This window comes from Bacillus cereus group sp. MG1 (assembly GCF_040460035.1).
In the GTDB taxonomy this organism is placed as follows: Bacteria; Bacillota; Bacilli; order Bacillales; family Bacillaceae_G; genus Bacillus_A; species Bacillus_A cereus.
The window spans coordinates 3,869,486-3,891,087 of sequence record NZ_JARVGY010000001.1; the positions used below are offsets into that span (position 1 = coordinate 3,869,486).

Here is a 21,602-nt window from a genome sequence, read left to right on the forward strand (position 1 = left end):
AAAAAAACGATCCAAATGGATCGTTTTTTAAACGCCTTACGCGTTTACTTGTTTCGCTAAGCGAGATTTTTGACGAGCTGCAGCGTTTTGGTGGATAAGACCTTTACGAGCTGCTTTGTCAAGTTTTTTAGAAGCAGTTTTGAAAGCTTCTTTAGCATTTTCAAGATCGTTATTAGTAACTAAAGCTTCTACAGTTTTAACAGCAGAACGCATGTCAGACTTGATAGAAGCGTTATGTGCACGACGCTCTTCGCTAAGTTTAGCGCGTTTGATAGCAGATTTGATGTTTGCCATACTTTTCACCTCCCTGGTGCAATCGAATGACTCGATTCTTACATAGAACAAGTGATATTCTATCAAACGGTGAAGAGAATTGCAATAGTATATCCATGAAATTTCACGTAAAGGAAAGAATGACCTTATATAACTTTGGGAAATCTAACGATATTTACTATGAATTACGGAGGAGATACGATGAAAGAACCATTAGATTTAAGTAAATATAGCATTAGAACTGACCTTGCTGTAGAAGCTCATCAAATGTTGCAAGAAAGCCAAGAAGAACAAAAAGGGATACAGGGAGTTATTGTAAAAGAGAGAGAAGAAGAAGGTACTATAATTACAAAAGTAACGATTGATGAAGCTGCCTCTGAAGCGATGGGGAAAAAACCTGGAAATTATTTAACACTTGAAGTACAAGGGATACGTCAGCAAGATACAGAACTTCAACAAAAAGTGGAGCGTATTTTTGCAAAAGAATTTTCTTGTTTCTTAGAAGAGGTTGGAGTTACAAAAGAAGCAAGCTGTTTAATTGTAGGTCTTGGGAATTGGAATGTAACACCAGATGCTCTTGGACCGATAGTTGTAGAAAATGTATTAGTAACGAGACATTTGTTTCAATTGCAGCCTGAAAGTGTAGAAGAAGGATTTAGGCCTGTTAGTGCAATTCGGCCGGGGGTAATGGGGATTACAGGAATCGAAACGAGCGATGTTATTTATGGAATTATTGAGAAGACGAACCCGGACTTTGTAATTGCAATTGATGCATTAGCTGCTCGTTCTATTGAACGAGTAAATAGCACGATACAAATTTCTGATACTGGAATCCATCCTGGATCAGGGGTTGGGAATAAACGTAAAGAACTAAGTAAAGACACATTAGGTATCCCTGTTATCGCAATTGGTGTTCCGACTGTGGTCGATGCTGTTTCGATTACAAGTGATACGATTGATTTTATTTTGAAACATTTTGGTCGAGAGATGAAAGAAGGAAATAAACCTTCACGATCTTTGTTACCAGCGGGATTTTCATTTGGAGAAAAGAAAAAATTAACAGAAGAAGATATGCCGGATGAAAAGAGCAGAAATATGTTTTTAGGTGCTGTTGGTACATTGGAAGAAGAAGAAAAAAGAAGGCTGATTTATGAAGTGCTATCTCCTCTTGGTCATAATTTAATGGTAACCCCAAAAGAAGTAGATACTTTTATTGAGGATATGGCGAATGTAATAGCGAGTGGTTTAAATGCAGCGCTACATCATCAAATTGATCAAGATAATACGGGAGCATATACACATTGAGGGGAACAGATGATTATGGTTTGAGTCGCTTTGCGCTTTTGTGTATATGTAGTGTAGCTTTATGTTTACTTATGATGATAGCAGGAGTGGCACTTGCTAATCATGGTTTGAAAAGTATGAAAGGCTATCAGCAATTGTCATATGAACAAATAGCTCATATGACAGGGACAGAAAGTACAGGTGCTGAATCAGAAATTTTGGGTAGCTCGTTTTCGGCCTCAGAAAAACAACAGCAATTAGAACGTTTAAGAAGTTTTAATGTTGTAGAAGGAATTGGGATGGCGGTAGCAAGTGTAGCTTATGAAATGACGAAGTTCGGGACGGATATAGTTGTTGGGAAAATAAAAGGAATTTTTAGCTAAGAGTAACATGGGAGGCGGTTGTTTTACTGATTTGTAGGACAGCCGTTTTAAAATTTGAAAAGGGTTTGTCTCTTATGGTTTATTCGCATAAGATATAGATAGAATGATTTGTATCGTAAGCAGCACGAGTTTTCATTGAATCTTTGTTGCTCTATTGATATAATCAGTGCTAGTGTATATTGGCGAGACTATTAGGAGTTGAGAACATAGATGAATAAAGAAGAAAGAGCAAAAAGACAGTCCAAAATTCGTAATTTCTCTATTATTGCTCATATTGACCACGGAAAATCAACGTTAGCAGACCGTATTTTAGAGAAAACAAACGCGTTAACACAACGCGAAATGAAAGCTCAGTTGCTTGACTCTATGGATTTAGAGCGTGAGCGTGGTATTACAATCAAATTAAACGCAGTACAATTAAACTATAAAGCAAAAGATGGTGAAGAGTATATTCTTCATTTAATTGATACACCAGGACATGTCGACTTTACGTACGAAGTATCTCGTAGTTTAGCGGCTTGTGAAGGCGCGATTCTTGTAGTAGATGCAGCGCAAGGTATTGAAGCGCAAACGTTAGCAAACGTATACTTAGCGCTTGATAACAATTTAGAAATTTTACCAGTTATTAATAAAATCGACTTACCAAGTGCGGATCCAGAACGTGTACGTCAAGAGGTAGAAGATGTAATTGGTTTAGATGCATCAGAAGCGGTACTTGCTTCTGCGAAAGCTGGAATTGGTATTGAAGAAATTTTAGAACAAATTGTTGAAAAAGTACCAGCTCCGTCGGGTGATTCAGAAGAGCCATTACAATGTATGATTTTCGACTCTTTATATGATCCGTACCGCGGTGTAATTGCTTATATCCGTGTTGTAAATGGAACAGTAAAAGTTGGCGATAAAGTACGTATGATGGCAACGGGTAAAGAATTTGAAGTAACAGAAGTAGGTGTATTTACACCGAAAACTACGCAACGTGACGAGTTAACAGTAGGTGATGTAGGTTTCTTAGCAGCATCGATTAAAAATGTTGGTGACACACGTGTTGGTGATACGATTACACATGCGAAACGTCCAGCTGCAGAGCCGTTAGCAGGTTACCGTAAGTTAAATCCGATGGTATTCTGTGGTCTGTATCCAATTGACTCTGCTCGTTATAACGATTTACGTGATGCATTAGAAAAATTAGAGTTAAACGATTCTGCTCTTGAGTTTGAACCAGAAACATCTCAAGCGCTAGGATTTGGTTTCCGTTGTGGTTTCTTAGGGCTTCTTCACATGGAAATCATTCAAGAACGTATTGAACGTGAATTTAAGATTGACTTAATTACAACAGCGCCAAGCGTTATTTATAAAGTTTATTTAACTAACGGTGAAGATGTTATTGTTGATAACCCATCTAATATGCCAGATCCACAGTCTATCGATCGTGTAGAAGAGCCGTTTGTGAAGGCTTCAATTATGGTTCCGAATGACTATGTTGGAGCTGTAATGGAGATTTGCCAAGGTAAACGTGGAACGTTTATTGATATGCAATATTTAGATGAAACGCGTGTTACATTAACATATGAAATCCCGTTATCAGAAATCGTATATGACTTCTTCGATCAATTGAAATCAAATACGAAAGGGTATGCATCATTTGATTACGAGTTAATTGGCTATAAACCATCTAAACTTGTGAAAATGGATATTCTTTTAAATAATGAACAAGTGGATGCTTTATCATTTATCGTACACCGTGATTCAGCGTATGACCGTGGTAAAGTAATCGTAGAGAAATTAAAAGAATTAATTCCGAGACAACAGTTTGAAGTGCCAATTCAGGCGACTATCGGAAATAAAGTTGTAGCACGTTCTACAATTAAAGCGATGCGTAAAAACGTACTTGCAAAATGTTACGGCGGTGACATTTCTCGTAAGCGTAAACTTCTTGATAAGCAAAAAGAAGGTAAAAAACGTATGAAGTCTGTTGGTTCTGTAGAAGTACCGCAAGAGGCATTTATGGCTGTACTGAAAATGGATGACAACTAATATTTGAAATAAAAAAGAAGTCGTTTGTGCGGCTTCTTTTTTCTGTATAATTACTTTTTAGACATCTGAGCAGCTCTCATTTACAATAATGAGAGAGCTTTTTAGTTCATATAGAGTTAGGAGATTGTTAATGTCCGAAAATATTCGAAAAGATATTCAAGATAAAATACAAAATGGTAATTTTAATTGTGAAAAGGAATTGACGCTTTCTATTATTAGTGGAAAGTGGAAAGTTGTGATACTGTGGCATCTTGGTGTGGAAGGACCACATCGTTTCAGTGAATTACAACGGTTATTCCCAAGCATTTCTCATAAAGTTTTGTCGAACCAATTAAAAGAGTTAATGGAAGATGGAATTGTTGATCGGACAGTATATCCCGAAATTCCTCCTCGCGTTGAGTATTATATGACGGAACTAGGCATGTCACTTTTACCGATCGTTGAAATGATGTATGATTGGGGAAAAATGCGAATGGAACAAATTCGTAATACGTTAGAGAAGTAGAGAACCCTCCGGAGTGCGGAGGTTTTCTTTTTAGAAAGGTAGGAGTTATATTTGGTACAAGCTGCATATGTTCATATTCCGTTTTGTCAGCACATTTGTCACTATTGTGATTTTAATAAAGTGTTTATTGAACGCCAACCGGTTGATCAATATTTAGATTATTTAGAGAAGGAAATAATAAATACGGTTCAAAAAGTTCCGTTTGATAGTATAAAAACGATTTTTGTGGGCGGGGGAACTCCGACAGCGTTAAATATGGAACAGACAAAAAAATTACTCGAGATTATTAATCGTCATTTGCGTCCGTTCGCCCCAAATTGTGAATTAACATTTGAAGCGAATCCAGGAGATCTGCCGAAAGAGAAGTTGAATGTACTGCTAGAAGGTGGAGTGAATCGAATTAGTTTTGGTGTGCAAACGTTCCGTGATGAACTGCTTGAGAAAATCGGGCGCAAGCATACGAGGGAAGATGCATTCCTCGCGATTCGAGAAGCGCAGGAAGTAGGATTTAAAAATATTAATGTAGATATTATTTATGCTTTGCCAGGACAGACGATAGAAGATGTAAAAGAAACATTAGATATTGCTTTTACGCTTGGTGTACAACATTTCTCTGCATATTCATTAATTGTAGAACCTAAAACAGTGTTTTATAACTTAATGAACAAAGGGAAATTGCGTCTTCCGGGTGAAGACCATGAAGCGAAAATGTATGAAATAGTAATGGATGAAATGGAGAAACACGGTTATAACCAGTATGAAATTAGTAATTTCTCAAAAGGTGACAATAAAAGTAGACATAATCTCACATACTGGAATAATGAAGAGTATTATGGATTTGGAGCTGGAGCTCATAGTTATGTGAACGGGGAACGTATTCAAAATGTAGGTCCGCTGAAGCAATATTTTAATAAAATTGATGAAACAGGATTTCCGTATTTAGATGTTCACAAAGTGACGGAGAAAGAAAGAATGGAAGAAGAGCTGTTCTTAGGGCTTCGAAAAACAAAAGGTGTTTCTAAAACGGCGTTCCGCAATAAATTTAATATAGAGATGGATCAAGTTTTCGCGAAGCAGTTACAAAGCAACCAAGAGCAGGGATTGCTTGAAGAGGAAGATGGACATGTGCGTTTAACGCGAAAAGGAAAATTATTAGGGAATGAAGTATTCCAATCATTTTTGATTGACTAATTAAATGTTCCATAGGCGTGAAAAAGTTTCATTATTTCGTGACGTTTCCGTTGACAATTGAATGTCAATTTTGGTAAGTTATTAATAGATTTAGCACTCAAAGACAAAGAGTGCTAACAGAGGTGATGATGAGATGCTTACGGAACGTCAGCTCTTAATTTTACAAACAATTATTGATGACTTTATTGGATCAGCGCAGCCCGTTGGGTCTAGAACGTTGGCTAAAAAAGATGAAATTACATTTAGTTCAGCTACTATTCGAAATGAAATGGCGGACTTAGAAGAATTAGGTTTTATTGAAAAAACGCACAGTTCTTCTGGACGTGTTCCTTCTGAGAAAGGCTACCGATTTTATGTAGACCATCTTTTAGCACCGCAAAACTTACCGAACGCTGAAATTGTACAAATTAAAGATTTATTTGCTGAAAGAATTTTTGAAGCGGAAAAAATTGCACAACAATCTGCTCAAATTTTATCAGAACTTACGAATTATACGGCCATTGTTCTTGGACCGAAGTTAAGTACAAATAAACTTAAAAATGTACAAATTGTGCCGCTTGATCGTCAAACTGCTGTCGCTATTATTGTAACCGATACAGGGCATGTACAAAGTAAAACGATTACCGTTCCGGAATCTGTTGATTTATCAGATTTAGAAAAAATGGTTAATATTTTAAATGAAAAGCTATCTGGCGTACCGATGGAAGAACTTCATAATAAAATCTTTAAGGAGATTGTTACAGTTTTACGTGGGTATGTTCATAATTACGATAGTGCAATAAAAATGTTGGATGGTACATTTCAAGTTCCGTTATCGGAAAAGATATACTTTGGAGGAAAAGCAAATATGCTTTCGCAGCCAGAGTTCCATGACATTCAAAAGGTTAGATCTTTACTTACCATGATTGATAATGAAGCCGAATTTTATGACATTTTGCGTCATAAACAAGTCGGGATTCAAGTGAAAATTGGTAGGGAAAACTCTTCGACGGCTATGGAGGATTGTAGTTTAATTTCTGCAACATATTCGATCGGCGAAGAGCAACTTGGAACAATTGCTATTTTAGGTCCTACGAGAATGCAATATTCTCGTGTAATTAGTTTGTTACAGTTATTTACGAGACAATTTACTGATGGACTTAAAAAGTAAATGAGAGTAATACATTCGCTCAAGTGATGAAATTTTCATTGCTGTGTGTAATATATAATGCTTAGGTAATCATGCTATGCATGATACCTAATACCTTTTAAGGAGGTGAATATTGTGGAAGAGCGTAACGAACAAGTGGTAGAAGAAGTAAAAGAAGCGCAAGTTGAAGAAGCTGTCACACCAGAAAACAGTGAAGAAACTGTAGAAGAAAAAAGTGAGGCTGCTCTTTTACAAGAAAAAGTAGATGAGCTACAAGCGAAACTAACGGAAACGGAAGGTCGCACATTACGTCTACAAGCTGATTTTGAAAATTATAAGCGCCGTGTCCAAATGGATAAACAGGCTGCTGAAAAATATAGAGCACAAAGTCTAGTTTCAGACATCTTGCCAGCTCTTGATAATTTTGAAAGAGCAATGCAAGTGGAAGCGACTGATGAGCAAACGAAATCCTTGTTACAAGGTATGGAAATGGTGCATCGTCAATTGTTAGAAGCGCTGACTAAAGAAGGTGTGGAAGTGATTGAAGCTGTTGGTAAACAGTTTGATCCTAATGAACACCAAGCTATTATGCAAGTGGAAGATAGTGAATTTGAATCAAACGCGGTTGTGGAAGAATTCCAAAAAGGTTATAAACTAAAAGACCGTGTGATTCGCCCATCAATGGTAAAAGTAAATCAATAATTTACATAAAACTAGGAGGATTCGCCATGAGTAAAATTATCGGTATTGACTTAGGTACAACAAACTCTTGTGTAGCTGTTATGGAAGGTGGAGAACCAAAGGTTATCCCAAATCCAGAAGGAAACCGTACAACACCTTCTGTTGTAGCTTTCAAAAATGAAGAACGTCAAGTTGGGGAAGTTGCAAAGCGCCAAGCAATTACAAACCCAAATACAATCATGTCTGTTAAACGTCATATGGGTACAGACTACAAAGTAGAAGTTGAAGGTAAAGATTATACACCTCAAGAAATTTCTGCAATCATTTTACAAAACTTAAAAGCTTCTGCTGAAGCATACTTAGGTGAAACAGTAACGAAAGCTGTTATTACAGTACCTGCATACTTCAACGATGCAGAGCGTCAAGCAACGAAAGATGCTGGTCGTATTGCTGGTTTAGAAGTTGAGCGTATCATTAACGAGCCAACAGCAGCAGCACTTGCTTACGGTTTAGAAAAACAAGACGAAGAACAAAAAATCTTAGTATATGACTTAGGTGGCGGTACATTTGACGTATCTATCCTTGAGTTAGCAGACGGCACATTCGAAGTTATTTCAACTGCTGGTGACAACCGTCTTGGTGGCGATGACTTTGACCAAGTTATCATCGATCACTTAGTAGCTGAGTTCAAAAAAGAAAATAACATTGATTTAAGCCAAGATAAAATGGCGCTTCAACGCTTGAAAGATGCAGCTGAAAAAGCGAAAAAAGATCTTTCTGGTGTAACACAAACTCAAATTTCATTACCATTCATTAGTGCTGGAGCTGCTGGTCCATTACACTTAGAATTAACGTTAACAAGAGCGAAATTCGAAGAGCTTTCAGCAGGTCTTGTTGAAAGAACATTAGAGCCAACTCGTCGTGCATTAAAAGACGCTGGTTTTGCTCTAAGCGAATTAGATAAAGTTATTCTTGTTGGTGGATCTACTCGTATCCCAGCTGTACAAGAAGCTATTAAACGTGAAACTGGTAAAGAGCCATATAAAGGTGTAAACCCTGATGAAGTTGTAGCATTAGGTGCTGCAGTTCAAGGTGGCGTACTTACTGGTGATGTAGAAGGCGTTCTATTATTAGACGTAACTCCACTTTCTTTAGGTATTGAAACTATGGGTGGCGTGTTCACGAAATTAATCGAGCGTAACACTACAATTCCAACAAGTAAGTCACAAGTATTCTCGACAGCTGCTGATAATCAACCAGCAGTAGACATTCACGTATTACAAGGTGAGCGTCCAATGTCGGCTGACAACAAAACGTTAGGTCGTTTCCAATTAACTGACCTTCCACCAGCACCACGTGGTATTCCACAAATCGAAGTAACATTCGATATTGATGCGAACGGTATCGTTAACGTACGTGCGAAAGACTTAGGAACAAGCAAAGAGCAAGCTATTACAATCCAATCTTCTTCAGGTCTTTCTGATGAAGAAGTAGAACGTATGGTACAAGAAGCGGAAGCAAATGCTGACGCTGACCAAAAACGTAAGGAAGAAGTTGAACTTCGTAACGAAGCTGACCAACTTGTATTCCAAACAGACAAAGTTGTAAAAGATTTAGAAGGTAAAGTAGATGCAGCTGAAGTTGCAAAAGCAACAGAAGCGAAAGAAGCATTACAAGCTGCAATTGAGAAAAACGAGCTTGAAGAAATTCGTGCGAAAAAAGATGCTTTACAAGAAATCGTACAACAATTAACTGTTAAATTATACGAGCAGGCTCAAGCAGCTGCTGGTCAAGCAGAAGGTGCGCAAGGTGCACAAGATGCTGGCGCAAAGAAAGACAATGTAGTTGACGCTGAGTTTGAAGAAGTAAAAGAAGACAAGTAATTCAATTGTAAACATAATAAGTAAGATGACAAAAAGTCAAAGTCAAGCGTGCCTTGACTTTGGCTTTTTTCACGAATGAGAAGCGATGTGTGAGGATCTTAAGTTTTTCGCTTTGCATACTGTAAGTGAGGAAACTTTGTTGCAAAGCACTTTCTTTCGGTGTTAAAATTACGTTTATGTGAAAGATTCGGGGGTTGTAAATTTATGAGTAAACGAGACTATTATGAGGTCCTTGGACTTAGCAAGGGCGCTTCAACAGATGAAATTAAAAAAGCGTATCGTCGTTTGGCTAAAAAATACCATCCAGACGTAAGCAAAGAAGAAAATGCAATTGAAAAGTTTAAAGAAGTACAAGAAGCATACGAAGTGTTAAGTGATGATCAAAAGCGTGCACAGTACGATCAATTTGGTCATGCTGGTGCAAATCAAGGATTCGGTGGATTTGGCGGCGGAGGAGACTTCGGCGGTGGCTTCGGTTTTGAAGATATATTTAGTTCTTTCTTTGGCGGTGGCGGCGGCAGACGTCGTGATCCAAATGCTCCGCGCCAAGGTGCTGACTTACAATATCAAGTCACTTTAGATTTTGAAGAAGCTATTTTTGGTAAGGAATTAAATGTGGAAATTCCAGTAGAAGATCCATGTGATACTTGTAAAGGTAGTGGAGCAAAACCAGGAACTTCAAAAGAAACATGTAAACATTGTTCAGGCTCTGGTCAAGTGAGTGTAGAACAAAACACACCGTTTGGTCGTATCGTAAATCGTCAAGCTTGTGGTCATTGTTCAGGAACTGGACAAATTATTAAAGAAAAATGTACGACATGTCACGGTTCAGGTAAAGTTCGTAAACGTAAAAAAATCAATGTTAAAATTCCAGCGGGTATCGATAATGGTCAACAAATTCGTGTGTCTGGAAAAGGTGAAGCCGGCGTAAATGGCGGACCAGCAGGAGACTTATATGTTGTCGTTCATGTAAGAAGTCATGAATTCTTCGAGCGTGAAGGAGATCACATTATTTGCGAAATGCCATTAACATTTGCGCAAATGGCGCTTGGTGATGAAGTGGAAGTTCCTACTGTTCATGGTAAAGTGAAGCTGAAGATTCCAGCAGGAACACAAACTGGAACAGAATTCCGCTTAAAAGGAAAAGGTGCTCCGAACGTACGTGGATACGGCCAAGGAGATCAATATGTAGTCGTTCGTGTTGTTGTACCGACGAAATTGACTTCGCAGCAAAAAGATTTATTACGTGAATTTGCAGGACAAGAAGAGCAGGATGATAGTTTATTCGGAAAGCTTAAACGTGCTTTCAAAGGGGAATAATGGAAATAAAAAATGGAGTTGGTAAATTGTGAAATGGTCAGAAATTAGTATTCTTACAACAGAAGAAGCAGTAGAAGCTGTCTCTCATATTTTACATGAAGCTGGTGCTAGTGGAGTTGCGATTGAGGATCCAGCGGAGTTAACGAAAGAGCGCGAGCAACAATATGGTGAAATTTATGCATTGAACCCAGATGAATATCCGGCGGAAGGTGTATTAATAAAAGCGTATTTCCCGCAAACGGATTCTTTACATGAAACGATTGCAGGTGTAAAATCATCTATTGATGTGCTTCCATCTTACGACATCGAAATTGGTACTGGAAATATTACCGTTAACGAAGTCAATGAAGAAGATTGGGCTACTGCTTGGAAAAAATATTACCATCCAGTACAAATTTCTGATACATTCACAATCGTACCGACTTGGGAAGAATATACACCATCTTCTCCTGATGAAAAAATCATTGAATTAGACCCGGGTATGGCGTTTGGTACAGGAACTCATCCAACAACAACGATGTGTATCCGTGCTTTAGAAAAAACAGTACAGCCAGGTGACACTATTATTGATGTAGGAACAGGTTCTGGTGTACTTAGTATTGCGGCTGCAAAATTAGGTGCGTCTTCTGTTCAAGCATATGATTTAGATCCGGTTGCGGTTGAAAGTGCAGAAATGAATGTACGTTTAAATAAAACAGATGATATCGTGTCTGTTGGACAAAATAGTCTTTTAGAAGGCATTGAAGGTCCTGTTGATTTAATCGTAGCTAACTTATTAGCAGAAATTATTCTATTATTCCCTGAAGATGCAGCAAGAGTTGTGAAGTCAGGTGGATTATTTATTACATCGGGCATTATTGCTGCGAAGGAAAAAGTAATTTCTGAGGCGTTAGAACAAGCTGGATTTACAATTGAAGAAGTGTTACGAATGGAAGATTGGGTAGCAATTATTGCACGAAATGCGTAATATAGATTTTAGTCTATAATGAAAAGGGGGAGTCTCTCACTATAAGGTGAGAGACTTGCCGTTTGTTATATGAAAAATGATAACGTTTCGTTCTTTTCGTAAGTGTTGACTTACGAAAGGAACGAAACTCTACTAAGGTGATTATATGCAACGTTATTTTGTAGAAGAGAAATATGTAAATGAGACAAGTATTCGCATTGTAGGTGATGACGTACATCATATCGCAAGAGTGATGCGTATGTCAGCTGGTGATCATATTTATTGCTGTGTAAACGGAAAAACAGCAGTATGTTCAATTGATGAAATTACCAGTGAATTTATTAATACGGCTATTGTAGAATGGGTAGAGGCGTCAAGTGAACTTCCTGTTTTCGTGACGATTGCAAGTGGACTGCCAAAAGGAGACAAGCTAGAGTTAATTTTTCAAAAAGGAACTGAGCTTGGGGCAGCTGCATTCTTACCATTTCAAGCATCTCGCTCTATCGTAAAATGGGATGCGAAAAAAGCTGATAAAAAAGTTGAGCGTTTAAGAAAAATTGTGAAAGAAGCTGCGGAACAATCACATAGAAGTGAAATTCCAGAAGTACATGCTCCGGCATCATTTAAGCAATTGCTTTCAATGAGTGGTGAGTATGATGTTTGTCTTGTTGCTTACGAAGAGGAAGCAAAACAAGGTGAGAAATCTAATTTTGCGAAAGCTTTAACGACAATGAAACCAGGTCAAAAGCTATTGATTGTATTTGGCCCAGAAGGCGGTTTAGCTGAGGAAGAGATTACAGCGCTTCGTGAACATAAATTTGTACCATGTAGTTTAGGACCAAGAATTTTAAGAACAGAAACGGCGCCGTTATACGCGTTAAGTGCTGCTTCGTATCATTTTGAATTGATGGGGTGATGATCAATGTCAACTGTTGCGTTCCATACGTTAGGTTGTAAAGTAAACCACTATGAAACAGAAGCCATTTGGCAATTGTTTAAACAAGGTGGTTATGAAAGAACAGAATATGAAAAGAAAGCTGATGTATATGTTATTAACACATGTACAGTAACGAATACTGGGGACAAAAAAAGCCGTCAAGTAATCAGACGTGCTGTGCGTCAAAATCCAGATGCAGTTATTTGCGTAACGGGATGTTATGCACAAACATCTCCAGCTGAAATTATGGCGATTCCGGGTGTAGATATTGTAGTTGGTACACAGGATCGTGAAAAGATGTTAGGTTACATCGAAGAATTCCGTAAAGAGCGTCAACCAATTAATGCTGTCCGTAATATTATGAAAACACGTGTGTATGAAGAACTTGATGTACCTTATTTCACGGATCGTACACGTGCGTCTTTAAAAATACAAGAGGGTTGCAATAACTTCTGTACATTCTGTATCATTCCTTGGGCGCGTGGTTTAATGCGTTCTCGTGATGGAAAAGAAGTTATTAAACAAGCACAACAATTAGTGGATGCAGGCTATAAAGAAATCGTATTAACGGGTATTCATACAGGTGGATACGGCGAAGACATAAAAGATTATAACTTAGCTGGATTACTTCGTGATATGGAAGCGGAAGTAGGGGGATTAAAACGTCTTCGTATTTCTTCTATTGAAGCGAGTCAAATTTCAGATGAAGTAATTGAAGTGTTAGATAAATCTGAAGTAGTTGTACGCCACTTGCATATTCCGTTGCAATCTGGTTCTAATACTGTATTAAAACGTATGCGTCGTAAATATACGATGGAGTTCTTCCAAGAGCGTTTAGATCGTTTGAAAGAAGCGTTACCAGGCCTTGCGATTACATCTGACGTAATCGTTGGTTTCCCAGGTGAAACAGAAGAAGAATTCATGGAAACATACAATTTCATTAAAGAGAACCGCTTCTCTGAGTTACATGTGTTCCCTTACTCAAAACGTACAGGAACACCTGCAGCACGCATGGAAGATCAAGTTCCTGAAGATGTGAAGAATGATCGTGTTCATCGTTTAATTGAGCTATCTAATCAATTAGCGAAAGAATATGCATCAGCGTTTGAAGGTGAAGTGCTTGAAATCATTCCAGAAGAGCAATTTAAAGACGGCGACCGTGAAGGGTTATATGTAGGGTATACAGATAACTACTTGAAAATTGTATTTGAAGGATCAGAAGAATTAATTGGTAAGCTAGTGAAAGTGAAAATTACGAAAGCTGGTTATCCATATAACGAAGCGCAATTTGTTCGTGTTCTTGAAGATGATGTAAAAAAAGAATCAGCTAGCGCATAAAAAGAGCGTGCAACCGGAAACGGTTTGCATGCTTTCTTTATTTGAAGCGGTTAAGTACTATAAGGTGGGGAGGCGTTTCATGCATCCCTGTATGAAAAAAGATGAAATGATAAAAATATAGTTGTCTTCATCAGTAAAGGATACTAGCTATTTGCATAACTTTTGAAAAGGAAATGCTTCTATTCTTCTTTTATTCTGCCAAATAGTTGACCTGAAGTGATAAAATGTATTATAATCGTAAAAGACATGCTGAAGAAGTGTTTCTTTTTGCATGCTGAAGTTAGTATGTAAGTGTGATGTTTCGGAGGGAGGGAAAGAGAATGTCAAAAACAGTCGTTCGTAAAAACGAGTCTTTGGAGGATGCACTTCGCCGTTTTAAAAGATCGGTTTCTAAAACTGGTACACTTGCTGAAGCAAGAAAGCGCGAGTTTTATGAAAAACCAAGTGTAAAACGTAAGAAGAAATCTGAAGCGGCAAGAAAGCGTAAATTCTAAGAGAGGGTGTAAGTTATGAGTCTTCTCGGTCGTTTAAACGATGATATGAAACAAGCGATGAAGAATAAACAAAAAGAAAAATTAACCGTTATTCGTATGGTTAAGGCTGCTTTACAAAATGAAGGTATTAAACTGCAACATACTCTTACTGAAGAAGAGGAAATAACAGTTTTAGCTCGTGAAGTAAAACAGTATAAGGACTCCCTCCTTGAATTTAAAAAAGCTGGTCGTGAAGACCTTGTTAATAAACTGCAAAGTGAAATTCAGATTTTAAGCGCATATTTGCCAGAGCAATTAACTGAAGAAGAACTAGTTGATGTAATCAAGCAAGTTATTTCTGAAGTTGGTGCGACTTCTAAAGCAGATATGGGTAAGGTGATGACTGCTGTTATGCCGAAAGTAAAAGGTAAAACAGACGGATCACTTGTGAATAAGCTGGTTATCCAGCTATTAGCGTAAAAAAACGTCTCATTTCGTATGAGACGTTTTTTTATTGTTCTTATTAAGGAGAAACGCTATATTGCTTAAAAAGGGTTTCTATAAGTGATAGAAACCCCTCTAGTTAAAGTTTCAATTTATTATTTCCTTGTATAATTCCGATTCTACACCTATTCTTACTTCCTTGACTAAAACTTCTTTCGCAAATAAAAGCTAAGTACCGAACCTTCTGAAAATCAGATTGAAGTTTTATAGCTTGCTCTTCAGCATAATCCTCAAAGGTAACGAAAGAGATTCTAACTATTTTAGATTTTGCATCAGTTGCATAAAATGGCCGGATATTACTGTCGATAATTTGTTTTATAACATTCGAAATTTCTTGACTAAAGCCAATTTACTTTCGTATTTCCTCATTTATTAATTCATTTTTTAATGAACCCTAATATTTTTTGAAATTCATATAACAACCATCTATAAAATATTCTTACTTACAACGTAACATTCAGAGTGGAGAAATTTTCTTTTTTTTTGATTTTATCCCTCATTAACGGGCAGCCCGATTGGTGAGGGGGGATTAAAGTTTCACTTTATCTCATTTGTCCAATAAATGACAACTACTTATTCTATGGTCAGTATGTCACATCCAGAACGAATTGTAACAGTTTTTTTCAAGTTTCTAACTTCTCGCTAGGCTCAATTTCTTAATGTAACTTGTACTGATATCCTGTAGGGGCGCATATTCTTGTATTAATACTTCTATTATTAAAGGTAACATCCTCTGATCCATCATTGTCCTGACAAATATGATTTCATATAGCGACTGTTTTAATTAACATGATATGAACTCTTACAGAATATAGTTATGTTAGTGAAGTCGTTATAACACGATAGGCACTTGTGAAGAAATACATATATATGGGATGAGAGGGGGTCTTTCGAGATGAAGAAATTAGAACAAATGAAAAATTGGTTGACAAAACAAGTAGACCTACCAGTGGATGTATTAATGGATCTACCTCGGATTACTCTTGTTGGGCAAATACATATTTATATAGAAAATCATCGGGGGTTATTAGTGTTTTCAGATAAAGAAGTGCGATTACTTTTAAAACACGGTCAATTATTAATTAAAGGACAATCCTTTGTTATTAAAACGATTCTTCCAGAAGAGCTTTTGCTCGAAGGGATAATTGAGCAAGTAACATTTTTAGAAAATGAAAAAAAAGGTGATTGAAGTGAAACTTCCATTTGTGAAGTTTTTCTTCTTTATCCTGTAAAAGTTCCGTTGATAGAGACTGATTACAGTTTTACTCGGTTTCATTTTAGTACGAGCTATTTTAATGTTTCAAATAAAAAGTAGTATATCTACTTTTAGAAAGGTAGTGAAGGTGGTAAATGAAAAATAAATGGTTTATAAAGTGGCTTGGATATGTAAAAGTGCGAATTGAAGGTAGAGGAGCGGAACGGTTTGTTAATGAATGTGTACGGAGGAATTTATTAGTTTGGGATGTTAAAAAGATAGCTGATGAAACGTTAGTTTTTTGTATGTTGTTACGCGATGTGAAAAAAATAAAACCAATTTATAGAAAAAATGAATGTAAATTATATTTTATTGGACGTTATGGTTTTCCTTTTTGGAATAAGCGTTTAATTAAAAATAGTGGATTTTTAATTGGTTTTTTAATTTTCTTTTTTGGTGTGATTGCAATGTCAAATATGGTTTGGAAAATTGAAATTACAGGAGCAAAACCTGAAACGGAATATATATTGATGAAAGAATTGGATAAAATGGGTATTAAAAAAGGGAAACTACAATTTCAAATGCCGAATGTAGAAGATGTACAACGCCATTTGACAGATAATATTAATGCCATTACTTGGGCGGGACTAGAAGTAAGAGGAACGACGTATCATTTTAAAATTGTTGAAAAAAACGAACCGAAGAAAGAAAAGGAACAAAGGCCGCAAAATTTAGTAGCAAAAAAAGAAGCGATTATTACAAAGACGTTCGTAGAAGTTGGAAAGCCGGTTGTACTGAAAAATGATCATGTAGAAAAAGGGCAGATTCTCGTATCAGGAATATATGGTAATGAGGAAAGTCCGACGATTGTTTCAGCGAAAGGTATTGTGTATGGAGAAACGTGGTATACATCTAAGGTGGATGTCCCGTTAAAGACGCAATTCCAAGTGTATACTGGTAATGTATACAATGAACATTTTCTTAAATTTGGGGATACGAAAATAAAAATATGGGGATTTCAGCATGATAAGTATAAACGCTCTCGTACTGAAAGTGTAAAACATGATGTGAAATTATTTGGTTTTACACTGCCGATTGCATATGAAAAAGATGTTGTGAGAGAAGAGGAAGAAGCGAATCGAGAATATACAGAAAAGCAAGCGCTGAAAGTAGCGAAAGAGATGGCCGAAAAAGAACTAAAGAAAAAATTGGATGAACATGCTATGATTGTAAGTGATAAGATTTTGAGTAAAGAGGTTGAGGCGGGTCAACTAAAGGTCACATTGCATTATACTGTGGTTGAAAATATTGCAGAGCCACAACCAATATCCGAATCCGATATTCAAGGAGACTGAGTAATGGCAGAACAATTAGTAGAAATGAACCAAAAATTGGAAAATACTAACGAAGCAATCGCTCTTTTTGGAGTCAATGATGCACATTTAAAAGTAATTGAACGAGAACTGAATGTATCGATCGTAACTAGAGGAGAAACTGTTCATGTATCTGGGGCAGTTGAAACGGTGACACTCGTAGAAAAAATCTTACAGCAATTACTTGTTGTAATTCGTAAAAGTATATCAATTTCAGAGAGAGATGTTGCGTATGCAATTCAGCTTGCACAACAAGGGAAAATTGCTCAATTTGAAGAGTTATATGAAGAAGAAATTTTCAAGACTGCAAAAGGTAAATCCATTCGTGTAAAAACAATGGGGCAAAGACGATATATTCATGCGATGAAGAAGAATGATATTGTCTTTGGGATAGGGCCTGCAGGAACTGGAAAAACATACTTAGCTGTAGTAATGGCTGTGAGGGCTTTAAAACAAGGGTATGTAAAGAAAATTATTTTAACAAGACCTGCTGTAGAAGCTGGAGAAAATTTAGGTTTTTTACCAGGGGATTTGAAAGAGAAGGTAGATCCATACTTACGCCCATTATATGATGCCTTACATGATATTCTTGGACAAGAATATACGCAGCGTATGATGGAGCGAGGAGTAATTGAAATCGCGCCGCTTGCTTATATGAGGGGGCGTACGCTTGATGATTCATTTGTTATTTTAGATGAGGCTCAAAATACAACGGGTGCTCAAATAAAAATGTTTTTAACAAGATTAGGTTTTAGTTCTAAAATGGTTATTACAGGGGATCCTTCACAAGTAGACTTGCCAAAAGGGGTAAAATCAGGACTATCTATAGCTGCTAATATTTTATCTGATGTATCAGGTCTGTCATTTATTACATTAGAACAAACGGACGTTGTGAGACATCCATTGGTGCAACGTATTATTGAGGCATATGATAAAATGGAATGATCCTATTTGTCAGGATCATTTCTTTTTGTATGATAAGGTTGGCGAACGTCATATTTTTTACTATCATGAAAGATAAGGAAAATAAACTATAGGTACTAGTGTATAAAATGTTGCCTCAAAGTATCGTTTGGTAGAAGAAATGAAAGCTATAAATAGTTTCACTTTATTTCTGGAGAGGAGAAGGTATTGAAATCATGTCAAGATCTCAAGAAATTTCTAAGTGGTTTCGTAATTTACAACATTCGAAAAAACTAAGTTGGATTTCTTACGTTGTATTAGGAGCAGTGCTGTTTTTTGCGCTTATGAATAATGTAAAACCAGAGCAATTAGATGTTAATATGTATTCTATTGCGAAAAAGACAATCCATTCTCCTATAAAAATTGAAGATAAAGTTACAACGGATAAAAAGAAAAAAGAAGCCGCTACAAAAGTTGAAGATCAATATACATATAAAAGTGAGTATAAACAAAACAAAGTTGATATTGTGAATGACGTTTTTGCTAAAGTGGATGAAGTGGTGCAAGAGATTAAAGCTGTTGGACCGGATGATCAAAAAAAGATGACTGATGCTGAGAAAGTGGAGAAGTTAAAAAAGAAACTACCCGCTGACTTAACGAAAGAATTATCTGATTCAAACTTACTAAGTTTGATTAATGCAGATTCGAGCCAATTAGTATTAGCGAAAGATGCTGCGGTCACAGCGATTAATAGTATCATGACTGAGCATATTAAAATGGACGAATTGAAAGATGCGAAAGAACGATATGTAAGTGAGATGAATAGTGTTAATGTTGATAATGGTTTAAAAGAGTCAATTAAGGCGCTAGGAAGATATGCAATTTCAGCAAACTATTTTTATGACCCGATCTTAACGAAAGAGAAAAGAAAAGCAGAGGAAGATTTAGTTCCACCTGTTTATATTCTTCAAGGACAAGTTCTTGTTAGAGAAGGTGAAACAATTTCAAGTGATGTGTATAATCAGTTGAAATTAGTTGGTTTGTTAGAAAAAGGGAACGGCTTTCAACCTTATGTTGGATTAGCGGTACTCATTGGTGTGTTACTATACTTTATGCATAAACAATTTGAATTATTTTTAAAGAGAAAAAGAGAAGATAGACCGTATGTTTTAGCGTATATTACAATTTTGTCTATCACAATCGTCTTAATGAAAATCATTAGTTTGTTTCAAAAACTTGAATACGCGGGGATTGCATATGTTGTCCCAGTTGCGATGGGAACAATACTTGTAAAACTAATGATTGGTGATCGATTTGTCTTTTTAACGAGTATGATTTTTTCTGTATGCGGAAGTATTATGTTTAATGAAGGAGTAACGAGTACATTAAATTATAGTGTAGGGATTTACGTATTGTTAAGTTCATTATCGGTTAGTATTTTCTTGCGAGAAAAAAATCGTCGTACAATGATTTTACAAGCTGGTATACTCGTTTCTGTATTAAATGTAGTCGTATTGGCGGCGCTCTTATTATTACGTAATGGGAATTTTTCGCCTCTTGAAATTGGTACGCAATTATTAATGGCTTCACTTTCAGGGATTATATCATCCGTTTTGGCTATGGGGATTTTACCATATTTAGAAAGTGGACTTGGAATCGTATCAAGCATGAAGCTTATGGAACTATCAAGTCCAAATCATCCGCTTTTACGCAGAATTTTGTTAGAAGCGCCAGGGACATATCATCATAGTGTAATGGTAGCGAATCTTTCTGAGGCTGCTTGTGAAGCAGTCGGGGCAAATGGTGTATTAGCGCGTGTAGGGGCATATTATCATGATGTAGGAAAAACAGTACAACCGCAATTTTTTATTGAAAACCAAATGGGAATTGAAAACCCGCATGATAAATTAGATCCTGTAACGAGTAAAGATATTATAATTGCTCACGTAACGGATGGAGTAAGAATGCTCGAAGAATATCATATTCCACAAGAAATTATTGATATCGCTGGGCAACATCACGGTACAACGTTACTGAAATATTTTTATTATAAAGCTATTAAAGAAGATAAAGAAAAATATACAGAAGAGATGTTCCGTTATCCAGGTTCAAAAGCAACTTCGAAAGAATCGGCAATTGTTGGTATTGCTGATAGTGTAGAAGCTGCGGTACGTTCTATGAATCACCCAACGCCAGAACAAATTAATAATTTGGTGCAAAGTATTATTAAAGATCGACTACAAGACGGTCAATTTAGTGAATGTGATTTGACGTTTAAGGAACTACAAATCGTTGGAAAAACGTTGTGTGAAACGTTAAATGGTATTTTCCATTCGCGTATTACATATCCGGAACTTCCGGAAGAAAAGGAGAAAGAATGAGTTTGTTAATTGATTTTATTGATGAAACAGAAGAAGTAAAAGAAGCGTATATGAGTTTAATTCGTGAAGTGTTAGAAAAAGCAGCTCAAATGGAAAATATCGAGGATGGTGCGGAGGTATCGGTGACATTTGTAGATAATGAGCGCATTAGAGAAATTAATCGTGATTACCGAGATAAAGATCAACCTACAGATGTAATATCCTTTGCGATGGAAGAAATGGGAGAAGGAGAAATGGAGATTGTTGGTGCAGAGATGCCACGCATGTTAGGTGATCTTATTATCTCTATTCCAAGGGCGAAAGAGCAAGCTGAAGAGTACGGACATTCTTTCGATCGTGAACTTGGATTTTTGGCATTACATGGCTTTTTACATTTACTTGGTTATGATCACATGACAGAAGAAGATGAAAAAGAAATGTTCGGAAGACAAAAAGAAATTTTAGAAGCTTTTGGATTAGGACGATGAAAAAAGGAAAACTTATAGATAGTTTTGGATATGCTATAGCTGGTATATTCTTTTGTTTTCGTCATGAGCGAAATATGAAAATCCATTATTTAGCCGCAGTCATTGTTATATGCTGCGGCTTTTATTTCCATATTACGAGAACAGAGTGGATGATATTACTTATTGTAATAGGGAGTGTAATGAGTTTAGAAATGGTAAATACGGCTGTGGAAAAAACAGTAGATTTAGCGACTGCCGATATTCATCCATTTGCAAAAATTGCAAAGGATGTTGCGGCAGGAGCGGTTTTATTGTTTGCAATTATAGCTGTTATAATTGGTGCTATTATCTTTTTACCGTATATGGTATAGTTGCATTCCGAAGCTTTTATTAAGCTTTGGAAGTGCCGTAAGGGGCTTTAAT

21 protein-coding genes are annotated in these 21,602 nt (G+C 36.6%); 20 read left to right on the forward strand and 1 reads right to left on the reverse strand.

The window, feature by feature from the left end:
- Positions 1–36 precede the first annotated feature (36 nt).
- On the reverse strand, positions 37–294 hold the full coding sequence (gene rpsT, locus QCI79_RS20450) for a 30S ribosomal protein S20 (protein WP_001274011.1): 258 nt from the start codon (positions 292–294) through the stop codon (positions 37–39).
- A 180-nt stretch (positions 295–474) separates the two neighbouring features.
- On the opposite strand from rpsT, the gene gpr reads away from it, so the two are divergent.
- The 20 genes from gpr (at position 475) to QCI79_RS20550 (ending at position 21,550) form a co-directional block, all read left to right on the forward strand.
- Positions 475–1,578, forward strand: a complete 1,104-nt coding sequence (gene gpr, locus QCI79_RS20455; protein ID WP_000662616.1) for a GPR endopeptidase — start codon at positions 475–477, stop codon at positions 1,576–1,578.
- Positions 1,575–1,940: a YqxA family protein gene (locus QCI79_RS20460; protein WP_001215034.1), complete on the forward strand. Its 366-nt coding sequence runs from the start codon at positions 1,575–1,577 to the stop codon at positions 1,938–1,940. Before gpr ends, QCI79_RS20460 begins: the two co-directional genes overlap by 4 nt.
- 210 nt (positions 1,941–2,150) lie before the next feature.
- Positions 2,151–3,974 (forward strand): elongation factor 4, encoded by a 1,824-nt coding sequence (gene lepA, locus QCI79_RS20465; protein ID WP_001030951.1) that lies wholly within the window; start codon positions 2,151–2,153, stop codon positions 3,972–3,974.
- 130 nt (positions 3,975–4,104) lie between these two features.
- Positions 4,105–4,479 (forward strand): winged helix-turn-helix transcriptional regulator, encoded by a 375-nt coding sequence (locus QCI79_RS20470; protein ID WP_001293539.1) that lies wholly within the window; start codon positions 4,105–4,107, stop codon positions 4,477–4,479.
- A gap of 51 nt (positions 4,480–4,530) precedes the next feature.
- Complete coding sequence (gene hemW / locus QCI79_RS20475) at positions 4,531–5,670, forward strand: radical SAM family heme chaperone HemW (protein WP_021728416.1); 1,140 nt, start codon at positions 4,531–4,533, stop codon at positions 5,668–5,670.
- Between the two features lie 133 nt (positions 5,671–5,803).
- The gene (gene hrcA / locus QCI79_RS20480) at positions 5,804–6,820 is read left to right on the forward strand and encodes a heat-inducible transcriptional repressor HrcA (RefSeq protein WP_000954941.1); all 1,017 of its coding nucleotides are present in this window, start codon (positions 5,804–5,806) and stop codon (positions 6,818–6,820) included.
- 114 nt (positions 6,821–6,934) lie between these two features.
- Positions 6,935–7,501 (forward strand): nucleotide exchange factor GrpE, encoded by a 567-nt coding sequence (grpE, locus tag QCI79_RS20485; RefSeq protein ID WP_000392711.1) that lies wholly within the window; start codon positions 6,935–6,937, stop codon positions 7,499–7,501.
- A gap of 26 nt (positions 7,502–7,527) precedes the next feature.
- On the forward strand, positions 7,528–9,363 hold the full coding sequence (dnaK, locus tag QCI79_RS20490; protein WP_021728417.1) for a chaperone protein DnaK: 1,836 nt from the start codon (positions 7,528–7,530) through the stop codon (positions 9,361–9,363).
- 204 nt (positions 9,364–9,567) lie between these two features.
- Complete coding sequence (dnaJ, locus tag QCI79_RS20495; protein ID WP_000043948.1) at positions 9,568–10,683, forward strand: chaperone protein DnaJ; 1,116 nt, start codon at positions 9,568–9,570, stop codon at positions 10,681–10,683.
- Positions 10,684–10,711: 28 nt separating this feature from the next.
- The gene (prmA, locus tag QCI79_RS20500) at positions 10,712–11,650 is read left to right on the forward strand and encodes a 50S ribosomal protein L11 methyltransferase (RefSeq protein ID WP_000872117.1); all 939 of its coding nucleotides are present in this window, start codon (positions 10,712–10,714) and stop codon (positions 11,648–11,650) included.
- 145 nt (positions 11,651–11,795) lie between these two features.
- Positions 11,796–12,545 (forward strand): 16S rRNA (uracil(1498)-N(3))-methyltransferase, encoded by a 750-nt coding sequence (locus QCI79_RS20505; RefSeq protein ID WP_001190159.1) that lies wholly within the window; start codon positions 11,796–11,798, stop codon positions 12,543–12,545.
- Between the two features lie 6 nt (positions 12,546–12,551).
- Complete coding sequence (mtaB, locus tag QCI79_RS20510; RefSeq protein WP_000108679.1) at positions 12,552–13,904, forward strand: tRNA (N(6)-L-threonylcarbamoyladenosine(37)-C(2))-methylthiotransferase MtaB; 1,353 nt, start codon at positions 12,552–12,554, stop codon at positions 13,902–13,904.
- Positions 13,905–14,224: 320 nt separating this feature from the next.
- Complete coding sequence (gene rpsU / locus QCI79_RS20515) at positions 14,225–14,398, forward strand: 30S ribosomal protein S21 (RefSeq protein ID WP_000048061.1); 174 nt, start codon at positions 14,225–14,227, stop codon at positions 14,396–14,398.
- Between the two features lie 15 nt (positions 14,399–14,413).
- On the forward strand, positions 14,414–14,857 hold the full coding sequence (locus QCI79_RS20520) for a GatB/YqeY domain-containing protein (protein ID WP_000054562.1): 444 nt from the start codon (positions 14,414–14,416) through the stop codon (positions 14,855–14,857).
- Between the two features lie 919 nt (positions 14,858–15,776).
- On the forward strand, positions 15,777–16,070 hold the full coding sequence (yqfC, locus tag QCI79_RS20525) for a sporulation protein YqfC (RefSeq protein ID WP_000732269.1): 294 nt from the start codon (positions 15,777–15,779) through the stop codon (positions 16,068–16,070).
- Positions 16,071–16,231: 161 nt separating this feature from the next.
- Positions 16,232–17,431, forward strand: a complete 1,200-nt coding sequence (gene yqfD / locus QCI79_RS20530) for a sporulation protein YqfD (protein ID WP_000792499.1) — start codon at positions 16,232–16,234, stop codon at positions 17,429–17,431.
- A 3-nt stretch (positions 17,432–17,434) separates the two neighbouring features.
- Entirely contained in the window at positions 17,435–18,394 is a 960-nt protein-coding gene (locus tag QCI79_RS20535) for a PhoH family protein (RefSeq protein ID WP_000840499.1), read from the forward strand.
- A gap of 194 nt (positions 18,395–18,588) precedes the next feature.
- Entirely contained in the window at positions 18,589–20,733 is a 2,145-nt protein-coding gene (locus tag QCI79_RS20540) for an HD family phosphohydrolase (protein WP_000091514.1), read from the forward strand.
- Positions 20,730–21,200, forward strand: a complete 471-nt coding sequence (ybeY, locus tag QCI79_RS20545; RefSeq protein WP_000054679.1) for an rRNA maturation RNase YbeY — start codon at positions 20,730–20,732, stop codon at positions 21,198–21,200. Before QCI79_RS20540 ends, ybeY begins: the two co-directional genes overlap by 4 nt.
- Positions 21,197–21,550 (forward strand): diacylglycerol kinase family protein, encoded by a 354-nt coding sequence (locus tag QCI79_RS20550; RefSeq protein WP_000715469.1) that lies wholly within the window; start codon positions 21,197–21,199, stop codon positions 21,548–21,550. The genes ybeY and QCI79_RS20550 overlap by 4 nt, the downstream gene beginning before the upstream one ends.
- Positions 21,551–21,602 lie beyond the last annotated feature (52 nt).